Genomic DNA, 18,831 nt, shown 5'->3' on the forward strand with positions numbered 1-18,831 from the left:
GCGATGGCCCGGGAACAGGAATTCCTATACGCATCGGGCAGGATAAGGGCCCTGGAGAACAGGCTCTTGAGCAGGAACATCATCGAGAGGATCCTAGAGGCGCAGGACCTGGATGCAGTCCTCAGGGTCCTCGGCGAGACCGATTATGCCCCGGATTTTGAAGAACTGGAAAGTGTATACGATTTCGAAAAGGCCCTGGAAAACAGCATGAAAAGGACTTTGGGCGTGATAAAAGAATCGCTGAAAGACCATAGAGTCGTCAGGTTTTTCACCCTAAAGTACGACTACCATAATCTAAAAGTAGTTTTAAAAAGCAGGATACTCGGCGTTGAGGTGCCGGAGAACCTCTCCACCCTGGGCGAAGTCTCCGCCGAAGAACTTTTCAAGCTGAGCAAGGGTGAAAGCGATGCAGCCGTCCCGGAGCGCATGCGGGCTGCTTTTGAGAGGGCCGCTGAAGTCTACGAAGAAACCCGGGACCCGCAGCAGGTGAACCTCATACTGGACAGGGCCTTATACGAAGAGCTCAATCTGCTCGTCCGGGAGATCGGCCACGATTTTCTCAAAAATTACCTGGCCGCATTAATGGACCTCACCAATATAAAGACGGTGGTCAGGTTGAAGTATATGCAATCCGATTTCAGGACCCTGGAGAAATCCCTCCTGCCGGGCGGTACCATCGATACCGGGTTTTTCGAGAAGATGATCCAGGAACCGGTGCCGGCCCTGATCGAAGCCCTGGCGTCTTCCAGGTACTCCATGGTTATTAAAGAAGGCCTGGAGAGCTGGGTTTCCACGGGCAGCCCGGCGGTTTACGAGAGATTGGCCGACGATTTCCTGCTCGGTATGCTGAGGAAGGGGCTTTATAAGCCCTTCGGGCTGGAAACCGTCGCGGGATATCTTGGGGCCCGGGAGAATGAGCTCAAAATCCTGAGGGTTCTGATGGTGGGGAAGATCAACGGCATTTCCGAAGATATGATAAGGGAAAGGCTGAGGGATGTGTATGTATAAAATTGGAGTAATCGCAGACCGCGATACAGTGCTTTCATTTAAGTCAACGGGTATTGACACCTTCCCCGCCGTCGACGAGACAGAAGCCGCGGACAGACTCATGAAACTTGTTCGTGAGAATTACGCTGTTATCTTCATAACCGAACAGCTGGCTGAAAAGATAAGGGAGAGAATAGACCTTTTCAGGGATAAAATGTTGCCTATCATTACGTTGATTCCCAGCAACCGGGGTACTCTGGGAATCGGTATAAGTGACGTGAAGAAATCTGTTGAAAAAGCCATTGGAGTGGATATCATTTTTGAAAGAGAGGGAAGGGAATGAGCCAAGGTGTAATAGCCAAGGTTTCCGGTCCCCTCGTGGTGGCTACGGGCCTCCCCGGAGCCAAGATGTTCGACGTGGTAAAGGTGGGTACTCAGGGCCTTATAGGTGAAGTCATAGAAATACGCGGAGAGAGAATATCGATTCAGGTATACGAAGAGACTTCCGGACTGGGTCCCGGGGACCCGGTGGTGTCCACAGGAGAACCCCTCAGCGTCGAACTGGGACCGGGAATGCTGGAAGGCATTTTCGACGGAATCCAGAGACCTCTTGACGTTATAGAAAAAAAAGTCGGCAGCTTTATAACAAGAGGTATAGATGTGCCTGCCCTGAACCGTGAGAAAAAATGGGGATTTACGCCCAGAGTCAGGCCCGGGGACAGGGTTAGCGGCGGCGATATTATCGGCACGGTACAGGAGACCGTTATAGTCGAACACCGCATAATGGTACCCCCTGGAGTTTCGGGCGTCGTCGAGGACATCAGGGAAGGCGAATTTACCGTAACCGAACCCGTTGCCAGGATAAAGACCGATTCCGGGCAGGTAGTGGAAGTTACGATGATGCAGAAGTGGCCGGTACGAAAGACCAGGCCCTACAAGGAGAAGCTGCCGCCCGAAATTCCGATGGCCACGGGGCAGAGGGTCATCGATACCCTTTTCCCGGTTACCAAGGGCGGGACCGCATGTATACCCGGACCTTTCGGCAGCGGCAAAACTGTAGTCCAGCACCAGCTGGCCAAGTGGGCCGACGCCGAGATAGTCGTTTATATAGGCTGCGGCGAGCGCGGCAACGAGATGACCGACGTACTCCTTGAATTTCCGGAACTCAAGGACCCGAAGACCGGGGAACCGCTCATGAAGCGCACGGTGCTGATCGCCAATACATCCAACATGCCGGTGGCGGCCCGTGAAGCTTCGATATACACCGGTATAACAATAGCCGAGTACTTCAGGGATATGGGTTACAGCGTGGCGCTGATGGCTGACTCCACATCCCGGTGGGCCGAGGCTCTGCGTGAGATGTCCGGAAGGCTCGAAGAAATGCCGGGCGAGGAAGGTTATCCGGCCTACCTCTCGAGGAGGCTTGCGGAGTTCTACGAGAGAGCCGGCAGGGTCATATGTCTGGGCAGCGACAACCGCGAGGGTGCCCTAACGGTGGTAGGCGCCGTATCCCCGCCGGGCGGCGACCTGTCGGAGCCGGTTACCCAGGCGACTCTTCGCGTGGTGAAGGTGTTCTGGGCTCTGGACTCTCAGTTGGCCTATGCGCGCCACTTCCCGGCCATTAACTGGCTGACGAGCTATTCGCTGTACTCCGACGTCGTTGAGGACTACATGAACAAAAACGTGAGCAGCGACTGGGGAGAGCTGCGAAGCGAGGCCATGAGGCTGTTGCAGGAAGAGGCCAGCCTTCAGGAAATAGTAAGGTTAGTGGGTATCGACGCTCTTTCCACCAGGGACCGCCTCGTGCTGGAAGTTGCAAGATCCATCAGGGAAGACTTCCTGCACCAAAACGCTTTCCACGAGGTGGACACCTACTCTTCGATGAAAAAGCAGTACAGGATGCTGAAGCTGATACTGATGTTCTACGAAGAAGCGCAGAAAGCCCTTGAAAAAGGCGCCCTGTTCTCGGAAATAGAGAAGCACCCGGTGCGCGAGAGAATCGCCCGTGCCAAATATATCGAGGAATCGAACCTGTCCGTATTCGATGAAATAGAGAAGGAGATAAAGAAGGCTATGCAGGACCTCACCGAAGGAGGTGGAGCCGATGCTTAGGGAGTATAAAACCGCCCGGGAAATAGTCGGACCGTTGATGTTGGTAGAAAACGTGGAAGGCGTCAAGTACAACGAGCTTGTGGAAATCGAGACCGGGGCTGGAGAAATCCGCCGGGGACAGGTGCTGGAGGTCAGCGGCGATAAAGCGCTGGTTCAGTTGTTTGAAGGCTCTACGGGGCTTAATATAAACGACTGCAAGGTAAGGTTTGTCGGAAGGAGCATCGAGCTCGGGGTTTCTACCGACATGCTGGGCAGGGTTTTCGATGGCTTCGGCCGTCCAAGGGACAAAGGCCCAATGATCATACCGGAAAAACGGCTAGATATAAACGGCAGCCCCATCAACCCGACGGCTCGCGACTATCCTTCCGAGTTCATCCAGACGGGAATATCCGCCATCGACGGGCTGAACACCCTGGTAAGGGGGCAGAAGCTCCCGATCTTCTCGGGTTCCGGTCTGCCCCACTCCCAGCTGGCGGCACAGATAGCCAGGCAGGCCAAAGTTCTTGGTACCGAGAGCAAGTTCGCCGTAGTGTTTGCTGCAATGGGTATAACCTTCGAGGAAGCCGACTACTTCATCTCGGATTTCAGGCGTACTGGTGCCATCGACCGAACGGTGCTGTTCATTAACCTGGCCAACGACCCGGCAATCGAGCGTATAGCCACCCCGCGCATGGCCTTGACCTGCGCGGAATTCCTGGCATACGAGAAAGACATGCACGTGCTCGTCATCCTGACGGATATGACCAACTACTGCGAGGCTCTGCGCGAAGTATCGGCCGCCAGGAAGGAGGTTCCCGGCCGTAGGGGCTATCCCGGCTACCTCTACACCGACCTTTCGACCATATACGAGAGGGCGGGTCGAATAAGGGGCAGGAATGGGTCCATCACCCAGATACCCATTCTGACCATGCCCGAAGACGACAAGACCCACCCGATACCCGACCTCACCGGGTATATTACAGAAGGCCAGATAATCTTAAGCCGCGAACTTCACAGGAAGGGCATCTATCCGCCTATAGACGTGCTTCCGTCACTGTCCCGGCTTAAGGATAAGGGTATCGGCCGCGGCAAGACCCGGGAAGACCATGCGGACACCATGAACCAGCTGTTTGCATCGTACGCCCGCGGTAAGCAGGCGAAGGAGCTGGCGGTTATCCTGGGTGAGGCCGCTCTTTCCGATACGGATAAGCTTTATGCAAAATTCGCCGATGAGTTCGAGGCCAGGTACGTGGCCCAGAGGGAAGACGAGGACAGGAGCATTGAGGAGACCCTGACTATAGGGTGGGAGCTCCTGACGATCTTGCCGAGGGCCGAGCTCAAGAGGGTGAGGGACGAATATATCGAAAAATACCTTCCTGAAAAAGGAGAAGAATAGACATGGAAATACGGGTAAATCCTACCCGGATGGAACTAACCAGGTTGAAAAAGAGGCTTGTGACCGCAAAACGTGGCCACAAGCTCCTGAAAGACAAGCAGGATGAGCTTATAAAGAAGTTTTTAGACATGGTCAAGCAGAATAAACTCCTGCGCGAGGAGGTCGAGTGCGAGCTCGTCGGTGCTTTCAAAAGTTTCACCATGGCAAGAAGCCAGATGCCCGCCAACGTGGTGGAAGAAAGTCTCATGATCCCCTCGGCCAGGGTCAGCATAAACATCAGAAAGGAAAACATCATGAGCGTCAACGTGCCCAGGCTGGAGATATCCCGGGAAGAGGGGAAAAATCTTTTTCCCTACGGCTTGGCGAACACGTCGGCGGAAATGGACTCGGCCATCCGCACTTTGTCGGCCATGCTTCCTAAGATGTTGAAGCTGGCGGAAATTGAGAAGGCCTGCCAGCTCATGGCCGATGAGATAGAAAAGACCCGCCGCAGGGTAAACGCTCTGGAGTATGTTTTGATACCGCAGCTCGAAAATACCATAAAATACATCACCATGAAGCTGGACGAAAACGAGCGTTCAAGCCGTACAAGGCTTATGAAGATAAAGGAAATGGTGATGCAGGGATAAGTGGATAAAGCAGGTTAGACGGCAGATATGCAGTCTAGCCTGCTTTTTTTATGAAGGAATCACGCAATCGCCAACCAGCTCAGAATCAATATCAGAATTTAATATATCATCAATTAAAAGTGATTTATTCAAAAATTTTGCACCGATTTTTTTGCACTGCAAAATGTACTTGCGCTATAGCTCCAATCCATATAGACTTTTTGGGATTGGTATGTATTTTGCTTGGTAAAATTTATTAAGACAGCTATATGAGCATTATGTTAACTTCAAAACGGCTCTAATAAGATTAAGTTAAAAGGGGTGGTAAAAGTTATTGACCTGACTTAAATTTATTGAAAATTCAATTAAAAATGCGGGGTGAAAAAGGTGAATAAGAAAAAATTCCGCGCCTTCTTTGTTATTTTGTTGGTTGCCGTTTTAACCCTGACCGCGTGTAGCGAACCTTTACAACAATCCGATAATGGAAATGGATCGGAGAAAAACGGTGTCGAACCCATAAAAATCGGGAATACTGTGGCCCTAACCGGGGATGTATCTATTTGGGGCCAATCCTGTGAAAAAGCCCTGCGGCTGGAGGTCGACAAAATAAATGCTGCAGGAGGAATCAACGGAAGGCCGATCAAACTGATAAGTTACGATAACCGTGGGGATTCTATCGAAGCCGTCAATGTCGCTAAGAGATTGATAGAACAGGATAAAGTTGTGGCTATAATTGGGCCGGCAATGAGCGGGCTGGCAATCGCCATGTCTTCAGTTGCTGAAGAAAATAAAATCCCGTTTATCGCAACACAAGCGACAAACCCACAGGTAACCGTTCCTCAGGAAGGTAAAGTGAGAAAATACGCATTCAGGACATGCTTTATAGATCCGTTCCAGGGAAAGGTTCTGGCACAATTTGCTTACCACAGGTTGAATGCAAGGAAGGCCGCTATTTTATACAATGTGGGTGATGACTATTCAGCCTGGCTTGCAAAGTATTTTGAAGATGAGTTCAAAAAGCTGGGCGGTAATATCACTAACAAGGAGGCCTTCAGATCAGGGGAACTTGATTACAGGGCAATGCTGGGAAAGATAAAACAGAATAATCCTGATGTCATATTCCTTCCGAATACGCAAAAAGAAGCTGCTTTAGCGGCAAAACAAGCAAGAGACCTGGGTATAAAATCTATTCTCATGGGCGGTGATGCCTGCGGAACCCCGGATATTGTTACACTGGGAGGATCAGCGGTGGAAGGTTTTTACCTGGTAAACCACGCCTCTATGGATGATCCTGATATACAGGACTTTGTAAAAGAATATAAGCAAAAATACGGAGAAGAACCTGTATTGCCGGAACCGGTCCTGGCTGTTGATGCATTGTATCTGCTGGTGGATGCTATAAAAAGAGCAGGTACGACCGAAGGTTCGGCTTTAGCCGAAGCCCTAGAGAATACAGCCAACCTTAAAGTTCTAACAGGAACTCTTACAATAGATCCCAAGACTCATGATCCTTTAAATAAACCAGCTATTATCCAACAGATAAAAAACGGCGAGTTCGTTTTTGTTGAAAAATTTGTGACAAACTAGAGCATTGAGTGGAGAGGGGATTTTAAAATCCCCTCTCTGTAGATATATTCATTGGACAAAAATGAGGAGTGAATTAAATGTTTCTGCAGACCCTGATAACAGGACTTTCTATAGGCGGTATATATGCCCTCATGGCGGTAGGCTATTCTCTTGTTTTTTCTATACTTAATTTCAGCAATTTTGCCCACGGCACCATCATAATGCTTGGGGCTTATATAGGTTATTTTTTAATATCCTGGTTTTATTCAAGTCTTGCGATTTCATTACTCGGGGCAATCGTGGGCGCAGCAATTTTCGCACTGTTAAACGTAAGTCTTGCATATATTCCCCTTATCAATAGAAAAGCACCTCCGCTCTATTTAATGATTACATCAATGGGTGTTTCCATTTTCTTGGAGAATATGGTCTACGTAACTGTTGGGTCCCATTTCTATTCTTTCCCTGAAATATTTAAGAAGTCCAGTGTTTCCTTTTTCGGCAGTGAAATAAGCACCCTTGACCTGTTTGCCCTGATCTTTTCTTTTATAGCCATAAGTGGTCTTCATCTTTTTCTCACAAGGACTAAGATGGGCACCGCCATCAGGGCAGCTTCCTACGACATGACCGTGGCGTCTCTAAACGGCGTCAATATGAATAGACTCATAGGAGTAGTATTTATTCTGGCGGGAGCCTTTGCAGGCATTGCCGGGGTGTTCCTTGGAATAAAATACATGGTATACCCCACCATGGGCTGGATAACAAGCAAGGCTTATATCGCCGCGGTAATAGGCGGACTGGGAAGCCTCCCCGGAGCTGTAATAGGCGGGGTTATCCTGGGAATACTTGAGACGTTCGTTTCTGTTTATATCTCCTCGGTAATAAGGGACGTATTCAGTTTTTCCCTGGTCATAATATTCCTGGTAATACTACCTGCGGGCTTGCTTGGCAAGTATCTTGAAGAAAAGGTTTAGGGGGGAGAATATATGCAATACATTCTCGGAGTATTGTCCGTAATAGGAATAGAAATTATTGCCACGGTGGGCCTTTCGGTTTTTACAGGATTTACGGGGCTTTTTTCACTGGGGCATGCCGCATTTATGGCCATAGGTGCTTATACGGCGGCAATCCTTACATATTTTTATAACGTCCCGTTTTTATTTGCCCTTCTTGCCGGGATGTTGATGTCGGCGGCGGTCAGTATGATTATAGGCTTTCCGACTCTCCGGGCGAAACTCAGGGGAGACTATTTCGCCATCGCGACATTGGGATTTGGCGAGGCGGTGCGGGTTATACTGGAAAACCTCTCCATAACCCAGGGGGCCAGGGGACTTCCGGGCATCTCCCATTACACGACACTTCCCGTGGTGATGGTATTTTCGCTGCTTGTTGTCTGGATGACCAGAAATTTCATATGGTCCAAATACGGGAGGAATGCCATCGCTGTAAGAGAAGACGCTGTAGCCTCCGAGATGGCCGGGATAGATCTTTTTAAGGTGAGAATGATTTCCCTCATATACAGCGCAGCGTGCGGCGGTCTTGCAGGAGGGCTTTTTGCGCATTATTTAAATTACATACAACCTGCCATGTTCACATCCGTCCTTTCAACGCAGCTCACGGCTGCCGTTGTGGCGGGCGGGATGGGCAGCCTCACTGGACCCATTATAGCCATATCATTATTTATAGCCGTTCCCGAAGTGCTCAGGGTAGCCAACATGTGGCGCCTGGTGGTCTACGGCCTGATCCTGGTGCTCATCATGATATACAGACCGTCGGGAATTATGGGATACCACGAGTTTTCCTTTGAAATTCTTAAAAAAATAATTCCTGGAAGAGCCGCAGGCTATGCAGGCAAAAGGGGGATATAAACGAAATGGCTCTGCTTGAATTGAAAGGCGTAACAAAACGCTTCGGTGGCATAGTGGCGGTAAAAGACATATCCTTTGCCCTGGAGCAAAACGAAATAGTCGGATTAATAGGCCCCAACGGAGCGGGCAAAACAACCATATTCAATCTTATAACCGGAGTCTATAAAGTTACCGGAGGAAAAATTTTTTTCGACGGTAAAGACATAACAGATCTTGATCCTGTTTCCATAGTGAAATGCGGTATAGCCAGGACTTTTCAAAATATACGGCTGTTCAATAAGCTGAGCGTCATCGAAAACATCAGGACAGTCCTCTTCAGAGAGGCGGACTACAACATGGTTGAAGCACTTTTCAGAAGCCCAAAAGTGACAAAAATTGAAAAACAACTTGTAGAAAAAGCTATGGAATATTTAAAAGTGGTAGAACTGGAGGAATACGCGAACTACCGCGCCGACAGCCTGCCATACGGTCTCCAGAGAAAACTTGAAATAGCGAGAGCCCTGGCGCTGAAGCCCCGGCTCCTTTTACTCGACGAGCCCGCCGCCGGGATGAACCCCGAAGAATCACTGATGCTGGTAGACCTCATAAGGAAAGTAAAGGAACGCTACAACCTCACCATCATTCTCATCGAACACCACATGGATGTGGTAATGGAACTCTGCCCCAGGATTATCGTCATAAATTTTGGGGAAATGCTCATAGACGGTACAAAAGAAGAAGTGCAGAGCGATCCCAGGGTATTGAAGGCTTACTTGGGGGAGGAATACACCTATGTTAAAGGTTGAAAACTTAAACGTATACTACGGGAGAATCCACGCTTTAAAAAATGTAAGCATCGAAGTGCCAAAAGGACAAATCGTGACAGTAGTGGGGGCCAACGGGGCGGGGAAATCGACCCTGATGTGGACACTGGCCGGCGTACTGAAAGCGAAAAGTGGGACCATTACTTATAACGGCAAATCATTGCCGGCCTCGGCCCATGATGTCGCTGCCGCCGGCGTTATACTGGTGCCCGAGAGAAGGAGGCTGTACGCTAATCTTACCGTAAGGGAAAACATAATAATGGGGGCGTTCTTAAGGAAAGACCCAGAGGGGATAAAAAAGGACCTGGAATTCATATACTCGCTTTTTCCTATATTAAAGGAGAGGTCCAATCAATACGCCGGGACGTTAAGCGGCGGCGAGCAGCAGATGGCTGCCATAGCCCGCGGCCTAATGTCGCGGCCCAAGATCCTGCTTTTGGACGAACCTTCCCTCGGCCTTTCGCCATTGTACACTTCTGAGGTTTTCAAAACCATATTGCAGATAAAAGCCCAGGGGGCCACCATCTTCCTCGCCGAGCAGAACGCCCACAAGGCACTGGAAATAGCGGACCGGGCTTATGTATTGGAAACCGGTCGCGTGGTCCTTTCCGGATCTGGCAAAGAGCTTCTGGCAAACCCGAAAGTACAGGAAGCTTATCTTGGCGTAAGACACAAAGCAATATAGTATAGTATAAATAAAATAATAAATGCAAAGAAAAGGCAGCAGCAAGCTGCCTTTTCTATTTCTAGGCATTTCCGACCCGTATTAAAAAAACTGGCTTTTTTGTTATAAGAAATGATCCTTGGAGCAAGATAAAAATATAAGCCATAATACATACGACCGGGGTGAAAAATTGGACGAACTCAGGAACACTTTCGCAGGGGTTGTAAAAAGAAGCATCGTACTTGCCGCTGTTACCGCCATACTGGCTCTGGTTTTCGACAGGACCGGAAGGTGGGCGGGAGGGCTGATTCTGGGATCTTTCATGTCAATTTTTAACTTTTATCTGCTCTATATATTCCTCACAGGGCTCGCCGGTAAAAGCCGGGAGATGGCGACTCTTATCGGCATGGGCGGCTTTTTCCTGAGGTTTCTATTGACCCTGACCGGATTGATTTTTGCCATATCCGCAAACATGGAGTTTTTTATTGCAACAATCCTGGGCCTAATGGTGATAAAAATTGCCGTATTGTCAAATACTATCCTGGGAGGTCTCAAAAAATGCAGTTCTTCCCGAGGGTAGTTTTTTATTGGCGTGTATACAACCTGTCCGTGCCCGTCACCGAAACGGTGGTGGTGACATGGTTCATAATGGCCGTGCTTATAGCCGCTTCCTACTATGCCGGAAAAAGCCTGGGGAGAAAAGCCGGCCTTTTCCAGCAGCTCGCCGAGGTTTTTTACGAGGGAGTAGAGAGGCTCGTAGAGGAGACCATGGGCAGCGAGAGAATGGGATTTGTTCCGTACATCGGTACCCTGGCCGCCTTTCTCCTGCTGTCGAACCTGTCGGGCCTTTTAACCCTTAGGCCTCCCACGGCGGATCTTTCCACGACCTTCGGACTGGCGGTCATAACCTTTGGGCTGGTCCAGCGGGAGGCCGTCCGGCGGAAGGGTTTTGCAGGATACCTTAAGAGCTTTTTCGAGCCTCTGCCCCTGCTGGCGCCGCTTAACATAATAGGAAGTTTCGCCAACCCGGTATCCATGGCGTTCAGGCTTTTCGGAAACATACTGGGCGGGAAGATAATAACCGGCCTCATATACTCGGCCGTCCCCCTGCTGGTTCCGGTGGCGCTGCACTTTTACTTTGACGTCTTCGCAGGGGTGCTTCAGGCCTTCATATTCGTCATGCTCACCGCTGTATTCGTCTCCATGGCCGATTAAAAATTCGAAAAAGGAGGTCCTTTATATGCCTGCCGTTGACGGTAAAGCGCTTTTACTTGCTTTTTCGGCTCTGGGAGCGGGAATAGCGATGATAGGAGGGCTGGGAACCGGTATCGGTCAGGGAATAGCCGCCGGAAAGGCTGCCGAAGCTGTGGCGCGCCAGCCGGAAGCCCAGGGCGACATCATCAGGACGCTGCTCCTGGGTGACGCCGTGGCCGAGACCAGTGCCATATATTGCCTCATAATAGCCCTCATCCTTATCTTCGCAAACCCGCTGCTCCGGCTGCTCTAAACCACTCCAGGGGGGATCATTCCGTGCTCCTCAACCTTTATACGGTTATACTTCAGCTCATAAACGTGGCCGTGCTGTTTTACTTCATGAAAAGACTTTTTTTCAAGCCCGTCCGCGAATTTCTGGAAAAGAGGGATGAATCCATCAGGAGAAAATTCGTCGAGGCCGATAAACGCCTGGAAGAAGCCCGGCAGCTCTACGAGGATTACAGGGAAAAACTGGACAGGGCAGGGGAGGAAGTCCGGGCGATGATCGAGACGGCCCGGGAGCAGGCGAAAGCCATTAAGGAGGAGGCCGAACGGGAGGCGAAAGAAAAGGCCGATATATTTCTTGCCAGAGCCCGGGAGGAAATAGACCGGGAAAAGGCGAGGGCCCTTTCCGAAGTGAAGTCGAGAGCGGCCGAACTTTCGGTGATGCTTGCTGCAAAGATTATAGAGGAGCGGCTGAATCCCCGGGAACACCACTATCTCATCCGGCGGGCCATTGAGAAAATAGGTGAGGGAAAATGGGTGCGGTAGGCAGGGTTTACGCCGGTGCCCTTTTTTCGGTGGCAGAGGAAGCCGGAAAGGTGGGAGAAATCAAAGAACAGCTTTCCCTGGTGAGAGACGCTGTCAAAAAATCTGCCGCCTTCAGAGATTTTCTGTACCACCCCGGGATCAAAAGACAGGATAAGAAAAGGATAATCTCTGATGTCTTTTCGGGAATTCTGGACCCGGAGATGATGAACTTTTTTAACCTGGTGATAGACGAGGGCCGGCAGTACTTCCTGGATGACATCTACCGGGAGTACATGGAATATTACCGGCGGTACAGGGCTTACCGCATAGCCAGGGTTACCACTGCAGTGGAGCTTACCTCTGACGAAGAAGAGGATCTCAAGACAAGACTCGAGAAGATATTCGGCAGGAAAGTAGTGGTGGAAAAAGAAGTGGACCCGGCGATAATAGGCGGTATGGTCGTGAGGATAGGTTTTCAGGTAATCGACGGCAGCATCAGGTCGAGGCTTGAGGAATTAAGGGCAATGATGGAAGGGTAAAAAAATGGGGCTGGAACTTTCGGCTGACGAAATAATATCCGTCATAGAGGAAAGGATTCGCGGTTACCGGGAAAAATTGAATATAGAGGAAACGGGCTACGTGGTCAGCGTCGGCGATGGAATAGCCAGGATATACGGGTTAAAAAGGGCCATGGCTGGCGAGTTGCTGAAGTTTCCCAGCGGTGTCCACGGCATAGCGATGAACCTGGAAGAAGATTCGGTGGGGTGCGTGCTGCTAGGGCCCGACTCGATGATCAAGGAAGGTGACGAGGTCCGCCTCACTGGAAGGGTAGTAGAAGTGCCCGTGGGCGAGGAAATGCTGGGGCGGGTGGTAAACGCCCTGGGAGATCCCATAGACGGCAAGGGACCGATAAATTCAGGAAAGAAAAGGCCCATAGAATATCCGGCGCCGGGGGTTACCGAACGCAGACCTGTAAACACTCCGCTTATGACAGGGATCAAGGCTATCGATGCCATGATTCCGATAGGCCGCGGCCAGCGGGAGCTGATAATAGGCGACAGGCAGACCGGTAAGACCGCCATAGCCGTGGATACCATATTAAACCAGAAGGGAAAAGGTGTCTTGTGCGTGTATGTGGCCATCGGCCAGAAGAGTTCCACGGTGGCCCGGATCGTTGAGACTATGAGGGAGCATGGGGCTATGGACTACACCGTAGTTGTGGCGGCCACCGCCAGCGAAACCGCCCCTATACAGTATATAGCTCCCTTCGCCGGCTGCGCCATGGCCGAGGAGTTTATGTACAGCGGCAGAGACGCTCTCATAGTGTACGACGATCTTTCAAAGCACGCTATCGCCTACAGGGCCATGTCGCTGCTTTTAAGGAGGCCGCCGGGGCGGGAAGCCTTCCCGGGCGACGTATTTTACCTCCACTCCCGGCTGCTAGAAAGGTCCGCCTGCCTGAGTAAAAAAATGGGCGGCGGGTCCATGACGGCTTTACCCATAGTGGAGACTCTGGGCGGGGATGTTTCGGCATACATTCCGACAAACATAATCTCGATTACCGACGGGCAGATATATCTGGAGCCCGAACTTTTCCACGCCGGTGTAAGACCGGCCGTTAACGCCGGGCTTTCCGTATCGAGGGTGGGGGGTGCGGCCCAGTTCAAGATAATGAAACAGGTGGCCGGCAGGGTGAGGCTGGACCTGGCCCAGTACAGGGAACTGGCTGCGTTCGCCCAGTTCGGCATGGAACTGGACAGCGAGACCCGGGCAAGGCTTGCCCGTGGAGAGCGCATCGTCGAGATTTTAAAGCAGAACCAGTACGAGCCTCAGGAGCTGGAAAGCCAGATACTTTCCCTGTACTCGGTGACCCACGGGTTCCTCGACGATGTGCCCGTGGCTGATGTGAAGCGTTGGGAGAAGGAAATGCTGGAATACGCAAGATCGGCCCATCCCGAAGTCCTGCAGGAGATAAGGGAAAAAAAGGCTATGGACGACGGGCTGGAAGAAAGGATCCGGGTGCTTCTTGAGGAATTCAAGAAACGATTCAGTCCCTCCGCGGGGGAATCCCCGGAGGAACTTGACGTGAAAGATCGCGAAAACGAGACGGCGGACCGCCGGCGGGGAAACTAAAGGGGGGAGTTATTCATGCCGGGACTCAGGGATATAAGGAGAAGGCTGGGGAGTGTAAAGAACATGCGCAAAATTACAAAGGCCTTTCACCTTATCTCCTCCGCGCGCCTGAAGGCCGCGCAGAAAAAGCTGGAGGACTACGGAGCCCTCTACAAAAGCATGAAGGAAATTGTGGCCCGCATCCCGGTTGAAGAAAGGGAGAGTAAAGGCAGGCCCCTTCTGATAGTAATGGCGGGGGACAGAGGGCTCGCCGGCGGCTACAACGCGGCGGTGCTGGAGGAAGCAGCCGCCAGATTGAAAGAGTGGGGCGACGCCGTTCTTGTAACGGTGGGCAGGAAGGCCTGGGATTATTTTACAAGGCAGGGCATGAAACCCGCCATTGGCCTGACGGACGTGGCAAAGAACATGAGCACCGGGTCCTTCGATGGCGTGGTGAGGCTGGCCCTGGACCATTACAGGCAGGGAGGCGGGGTTTTCGTCACATACACCAGGTTCTCAAACCCCCTTTCCATGGAACCGGTAACCGAACGCCTCCTGCCTCCTGACAAAGTAGGGAATGAGAATATCGATATCGCCTTCGAACCTGACCCCGAAGAACTTATGGACTATGTTGCGGGGCTGTACCTTAAGCTGAGCCTGTACGGCCTTTACCTCAATTCCTACGCCAGCGAGCTGGCCTCCAGGCTGAGGGCCATGGAGACGGCCACCGAAAACGCCGACGACCTCATAGAGCAGCTCACCCTGCAGTTTCACCGGGAGAGAAAAGCCGTGATAACCAGGGAAATAACCGAGATAGTGAGCGGAGCCGAAAATTACCTGCACTAGCGGGTAAGGGGGGAAAAGCGTTGGAAGAACAAAAATCGCGAGAATCGTACGGCGAAATCGTATCGATCGTGGGTCCGGTGGTAGATGTGCGTTTTCCCGAAGGCGAGCTGCCCGCCATCTACACCGCCCTGGAGGTGGAGGATGAATCCCTGGGCAGGCCCCAGGAGGGTCCAAGGAATAATGACGTGTCGAAACCGGTGAAGGTGGTGCTGGAGGTCATGCACCACCTGGGAGACGACACGGTGAGGTCCATAGCCATGTCCTCCACCGACGGCCTGGTTAGAGGGATGAAGGTGAAGAATACCGGCAGGCCCATAGAGGTGCCCGTGGGCGAGAGGGTACTTGGAAGGATATTCAACGTCCTGGGCGAACCCATCGACGACATACAGGGTGTCGAGGTCAGGGAGCGCTGGCCTATTCACCGGCCGGCGCCGCCTTTCGAGGAGCAGGAGACCAGGGAGGAGATTTTCGAGACCGGAATAAAGGTGCTGGACCTGCTGGCCCCGTACCCCAGAGGCGGGAAGATCGGGCTCTTTGGCGGAGCCGGCGTCGGAAAGACTGTGTTGATAATGGAGCTCATAAGGAATATAGCCACCGAGCACAAGGGGTACTCGGTATTTGCTGGCGTAGGAGAGAGGACCAGGGAAGGCAACGAGCTGTGGCTGGGAATGAAGGCTTCAGGGGTCCTGGAAAAGACGGTGCTGGTCTTCGGGCAGATGAACGAGCCGCCGGGGGCCAGGATGCGGGTGGCCTTGACCGCCCTCACCATGGCCGAATACTTCAGGGATGAGCTGGGACAGGACGTGCTGCTGTTTATCGACAACATATTCAGGTACATTCAGGCGGGATCCGAGGTTTCGGCGCTCCTGGGCCGCATCCCTTCGGCGGTTGGCTATCAACCAACGCTGGCGGTAGACGTGGGCATGCTCCAGGAGCGCATCACCTCCACCGGGAAGGGGGCCATAACCTCGGTGCAGGCGGTGTACGTGCCGGCCGACGACCTGACCGATCCGGCCCCGGCCACCGCCTTCGCCCACCTGGACGCTACCACCGTTCTTTCCAGACAGGTGGCGGAGCTGGGGCTTTATCCAGCCGTAGACCCGCTGGATTCCACCTCCAGAATCCTGGATCCGAAGATTGTGGGGGAAGAGCACTACGTCGTGGCCCGGGGAGTCCAGAAAATCCTGCAGCGCTACAGGGAACTTCAAGATATTATAGCGATACTGGGTGTGGACGAGCTCTCAGAAGAAGATAAATTGGCGGTTTCCAGAGCGCGCAAGATCCAGAGGTTCCTCACCCAGCCGTTTTTTGTGGCCGAGGCGTTCACCGGGACTCCCGGAAAATACGTTAAACTGGAGGACACGATTAAGGGTTTTGCCGGTATCATCGAAGGCAAGTACGACGACCTTCCTGAATCGGCCTTCTACATGGTGGGCACCATCGAAGAAGCCCTGGAAAAGGCGGAAAGAATAAGGGGGAGGAAAAAGTGACCTTCCGGCTTACCGTGCTGTCTCCCGAAAATTCTATCGAGCTTGAAGTTTTAAAGCTGATTCTGCCGGGACTTGAAGGCGACTACGGCGTACTCCCCCGCCACGCCCCGGAAATAATAGCCCTTAGGGAAGGGGTGATGAAGGTGGCTGGCGAGGGATTTGAAGAATATTATACCGTAAAGCAGGGATTGGCGGAGGTGCTGCCGGAAAAAACCACTGTTATAACTGAATATTTTAAACGGGAAGCATAGGAGGAGCGATTGGGGGCAATAATCTTAATGAATAACGTATGAGGAGGAGATGTTTATGAAATTTATGAAAATAGTTGTCATAGGACTCATTTTTCTATTAACCGTCCCGGTCGTCTCCCTCAGTATGGCGGAGGAAGACCTTTTATTGGAGGCCTTTACTGCTACCGGGGCCCGGCCGGAAGCTTTCGATGTGACAGACTGGTCAGTAATTAATAGAAAATTTATGGATTTTTCAGATATGAAGCATATCACAGAAAAGGTACTCCGGATCTTCGGCGCCGGTGAGAATAATTTCCCCTCGACGCAGGAATCCGACGATATGTACAGAATACTTACCCTCGAGGGTATGCTGGATGACGATACCCACCTGCGAGTGATAGTGCAGTCGGTAAAACTGCCCGAGGAATATGAAAAGGAACCGCAGACCTACCTGGTGGTAAATGTTACCGGTAGGGATGTTGGAAAACTAAAGGTCATGAAAAAGAAGGTTATTGAAGCGGTGAACTCCAGCGGCGGGCATTCAAGAATTACCACTTGCCTCACCGGGGCATTTTATGGTAAACTTAATCAGACGGATAAGGACAAAATTATCGACAAGATACGCGAAAAGCTTGATATAAAAGAATTCGAAAAGATGCAGGATCTGGAGACTCAAAGCTTCGTAGGCTACAGCCCGCTTATTTCCGACGGTATCGAAATCATGGGCGAAAATTACAACGTAAACGTCGCCATGAGGTACAGCCCCGATGACGACAGGACTTATATATGGATGGGGGTACCCGTCATTTCGGTCGAATACTAGAATTTTCGGGGGGAAAAGGATTGTCGAGTTTTATCATAGAAGGTGGAGAGAGCCTTAAAGGGACCGTTCGGGCCAGCGGTGCCAAAAACGCCGTGCTACCCGTTATGGCTGCGTCGCTGCTGGCGGAGGGCGAGTGCGTGATCGAAGACGTCCCCGAGCTTGAAGACGTCAGGGTGATGAGGGAGGTACTATCTTCCCTCGGAGCCGGGTGTGAAACAAAAGAGAGTTCGCTGAAGATAAATCCCGATAATATAGATACCTGTGAGGCCCCTTACGAACTTGTGCGGAAAATGAGGGCTTCTTTTTTGGTAATGGGCCCGTTGCTGGCGAAATACGGCAGGGCCAGGATATCCTTGCCCGGCGGCTGTGCTATCGGCAGCCGGCCCATAGACCTGCACCTGAAGGGTTTTAGCGCCCTGGGGGCCGAAATTGACCTGGGGCACGGTTTTGTAGAAGCCAGATGTGAAAAATTGAAGGGCAACATAATTTACCTGGATTTTCCCAGCGTCGGTGCCACCGAGAACATAATGATGGCCGCCGCTCTGGCTGAAGGGCAGACCATCATAGAAAATGCAGCCAAGGAGCCGGAAATAGTGGACCTGGCCAACTTCCTCAATTCCATGGGGGCCCACATACGCGGTGCAGGTACCGATATAATAAAGATTGAGGGCGTCAAAAGCCTGAAGGGCATTTCATATACGGTCATACCGGACCGGATTGAGGCGGGTACTTACCTGATCGCTGGCGCCATTACCAACGGGGACGTGCTGGTGGAAAACGTGGTATCCGAACACCTCAAGCCTCTAATTGCCAAGCTCATCGAATGCGGAGCGGAGGTGACCGAGGGCGAGGACGGCATAAGGGTCGTGGGGAAGGGCAGGCCCAATCCCGTGGATGTAAAAACCATGCCCTATCCCGGCTTCCCCACCGACATGCAGGCCCAGATGATGGCGTATCTGAGCCTTTGCAACGGCAACAGCATGATAATCGAGACCGTTTTCGAAAACCGCTTCATGCACGTGGAGGAATTGAAGCGCATGGGCGCGAGGATAAGGATAGAGGGAAGGAGCGCCATGATAGAAGGCGTGGAAAAGCTTTCCGGCGCTCCGGTGAAAGCCACCGACCTTCGCGCCGGGGCGGCCCTCATCCTGGCAGGCCTGGCGGCTGAAGGTACCACCGAAGTTATGAACGCCCAGCACGTGGACAGGGGCTACGAAAACATAGTGGAAAAACTGCGTTCCATCGGAGCGAAAATAAAGAGAGCCGAATAAGGCTCTTTTTTTATATTGATCATATTCCCGGCATCCCGGAAATAAAATTTTATAAGACAAAAAGGGGCTGGGATA

21 protein-coding genes are annotated in these 18,831 nt (G+C 51.7%); all 21 read left to right on the top strand.

Features of this window, described 5'->3' with window-relative positions:
• Positions 1-3 precede the first annotated feature (3 nt).
• The 21 genes from LZ11_RS01155 (at position 4) to murA (ending at position 18,756) form a co-directional block, all read left to right on the top strand.
• Positions 4-1,008 carry a V-type ATP synthase subunit C gene (locus tag LZ11_RS01155; RefSeq protein ID WP_148865843.1) on the top strand — a complete coding sequence of 335 codons (1,005 nt, stop codon included), beginning with the start codon at positions 4-6 and terminating at the stop codon, positions 1,006-1,008.
• The gene (locus tag LZ11_RS01160) at positions 1,001-1,330 is read left to right on the top strand and encodes a V-type ATP synthase subunit F (RefSeq protein WP_148865845.1); all 330 of its coding nucleotides are present in this window, start codon (positions 1,001-1,003) and stop codon (positions 1,328-1,330) included. The genes LZ11_RS01155 and LZ11_RS01160 overlap by 8 nt, the downstream gene beginning before the upstream one ends.
• A complete protein-coding gene (locus LZ11_RS01165) occupies positions 1,327-3,099 on the top strand; it encodes an ATP synthase subunit A (RefSeq protein WP_148865847.1) in 1,773 nt (590 codons plus the stop codon). Before LZ11_RS01160 ends, LZ11_RS01165 begins: the two co-directional genes overlap by 4 nt.
• Entirely contained in the window at positions 3,092-4,474 is a 1,383-nt protein-coding gene (locus LZ11_RS01170) for a V-type ATP synthase subunit B (protein ID WP_148865849.1), read from the top strand. The genes LZ11_RS01165 and LZ11_RS01170 overlap by 8 nt, the downstream gene beginning before the upstream one ends.
• Positions 4,475-4,476: 2 nt before the next feature.
• Positions 4,477-5,103, top strand: a complete 627-nt coding sequence (locus LZ11_RS01175; RefSeq protein ID WP_148865851.1) for a V-type ATP synthase subunit D — start codon at positions 4,477-4,479, stop codon at positions 5,101-5,103.
• Between the two features lie 366 nt (positions 5,104-5,469).
• Positions 5,470-6,669 (top strand): ABC transporter substrate-binding protein, encoded by a 1,200-nt coding sequence (locus LZ11_RS01180; RefSeq protein ID WP_222927136.1) that lies wholly within the window; start codon positions 5,470-5,472, stop codon positions 6,667-6,669.
• 77 nt (positions 6,670-6,746) lie between these two features.
• Positions 6,747-7,619 (top strand): branched-chain amino acid ABC transporter permease, encoded by an 873-nt coding sequence (locus LZ11_RS01185; RefSeq protein ID WP_148865852.1) that lies wholly within the window; start codon positions 6,747-6,749, stop codon positions 7,617-7,619.
• 12 nt (positions 7,620-7,631) lie between these two features.
• Positions 7,632-8,513, top strand: coding sequence for a branched-chain amino acid ABC transporter permease (locus LZ11_RS01190; RefSeq protein WP_148865854.1), 882 nt, complete (start codon positions 7,632-7,634; stop codon positions 8,511-8,513).
• A 5-nt stretch (positions 8,514-8,518) separates the two neighbouring features.
• Complete coding sequence (locus LZ11_RS01195) at positions 8,519-9,298, top strand: ABC transporter ATP-binding protein (RefSeq protein ID WP_148865856.1); 780 nt, start codon at positions 8,519-8,521, stop codon at positions 9,296-9,298.
• Positions 9,285-10,001, top strand: a complete 717-nt coding sequence (locus LZ11_RS01200; protein ID WP_148865858.1) for an ABC transporter ATP-binding protein — start codon at positions 9,285-9,287, stop codon at positions 9,999-10,001. The genes LZ11_RS01195 and LZ11_RS01200 overlap by 14 nt, the downstream gene beginning before the upstream one ends.
• Positions 10,002-10,170: 169 nt before the next feature.
• Positions 10,171-10,560: an ATP synthase subunit I gene (locus LZ11_RS01205; RefSeq protein WP_170240251.1), complete on the top strand. Its 390-nt coding sequence runs from the start codon at positions 10,171-10,173 to the stop codon at positions 10,558-10,560.
• Positions 10,539-11,195 carry a F0F1 ATP synthase subunit A gene (atpB, locus tag LZ11_RS01210; protein ID WP_148865862.1) on the top strand — a complete coding sequence of 219 codons (657 nt, stop codon included), beginning with the start codon at positions 10,539-10,541 and terminating at the stop codon, positions 11,193-11,195. The genes LZ11_RS01205 and atpB overlap by 22 nt, the downstream gene beginning before the upstream one ends.
• Positions 11,196-11,220: 25 nt before the next feature.
• Positions 11,221-11,487, top strand: coding sequence for an ATP synthase F0 subunit C (gene atpE, locus LZ11_RS01215; protein WP_148865863.1), 267 nt, complete (start codon positions 11,221-11,223; stop codon positions 11,485-11,487).
• Positions 11,488-11,510: 23 nt separating this feature from the next.
• Positions 11,511-12,005, top strand: a complete 495-nt coding sequence (gene atpF, locus LZ11_RS01220) for a F0F1 ATP synthase subunit B (protein ID WP_148865865.1) — start codon at positions 11,511-11,513, stop codon at positions 12,003-12,005.
• A complete protein-coding gene (gene atpH, locus LZ11_RS01225) occupies positions 11,993-12,523 on the top strand; it encodes an ATP synthase F1 subunit delta (RefSeq protein WP_148865867.1) in 531 nt (176 codons plus the stop codon). Before atpF ends, atpH begins: the two co-directional genes overlap by 13 nt.
• A gap of 4 nt (positions 12,524-12,527) precedes the next feature.
• Positions 12,528-14,117, top strand: a complete 1,590-nt coding sequence (gene atpA, locus LZ11_RS01230; RefSeq protein WP_246110666.1) for a F0F1 ATP synthase subunit alpha — start codon at positions 12,528-12,530, stop codon at positions 14,115-14,117.
• A gap of 15 nt (positions 14,118-14,132) precedes the next feature.
• Positions 14,133-14,942, top strand: a complete 810-nt coding sequence (gene atpG / locus LZ11_RS01235; protein WP_148865869.1) for an ATP synthase F1 subunit gamma — start codon at positions 14,133-14,135, stop codon at positions 14,940-14,942.
• A 20-nt stretch (positions 14,943-14,962) separates the two neighbouring features.
• The gene (gene atpD / locus LZ11_RS01240) at positions 14,963-16,432 is read left to right on the top strand and encodes a F0F1 ATP synthase subunit beta (protein ID WP_148865871.1); all 1,470 of its coding nucleotides are present in this window, start codon (positions 14,963-14,965) and stop codon (positions 16,430-16,432) included.
• On the top strand, positions 16,429-16,683 hold the full coding sequence (locus LZ11_RS01245; protein WP_170240252.1) for a F0F1 ATP synthase subunit delta/epsilon: 255 nt from the start codon (positions 16,429-16,431) through the stop codon (positions 16,681-16,683). The genes atpD and LZ11_RS01245 overlap by 4 nt, the downstream gene beginning before the upstream one ends.
• A 55-nt stretch (positions 16,684-16,738) precedes the next feature.
• Positions 16,739-17,485 (top strand): YwmB family TATA-box binding protein, encoded by a 747-nt coding sequence (locus LZ11_RS01250; protein ID WP_170240253.1) that lies wholly within the window; start codon positions 16,739-16,741, stop codon positions 17,483-17,485.
• Positions 17,449-18,756 carry a UDP-N-acetylglucosamine 1-carboxyvinyltransferase gene (gene murA / locus LZ11_RS01255; protein WP_148865877.1) on the top strand — a complete coding sequence of 436 codons (1,308 nt, stop codon included), beginning with the start codon at positions 17,449-17,451 and terminating at the stop codon, positions 18,754-18,756. Before LZ11_RS01250 ends, murA begins: the two co-directional genes overlap by 37 nt.
• The last annotated feature ends 75 nt before the right edge of the window (positions 18,757-18,831 follow it).

The organism is Thermosediminibacter litoriperuensis (assembly GCF_008124715.1).
In the GTDB taxonomy this organism is placed as follows: Bacteria; Bacillota; Thermosediminibacteria; order Thermosediminibacterales; family Thermosediminibacteraceae; genus Thermosediminibacter; species Thermosediminibacter litoriperuensis.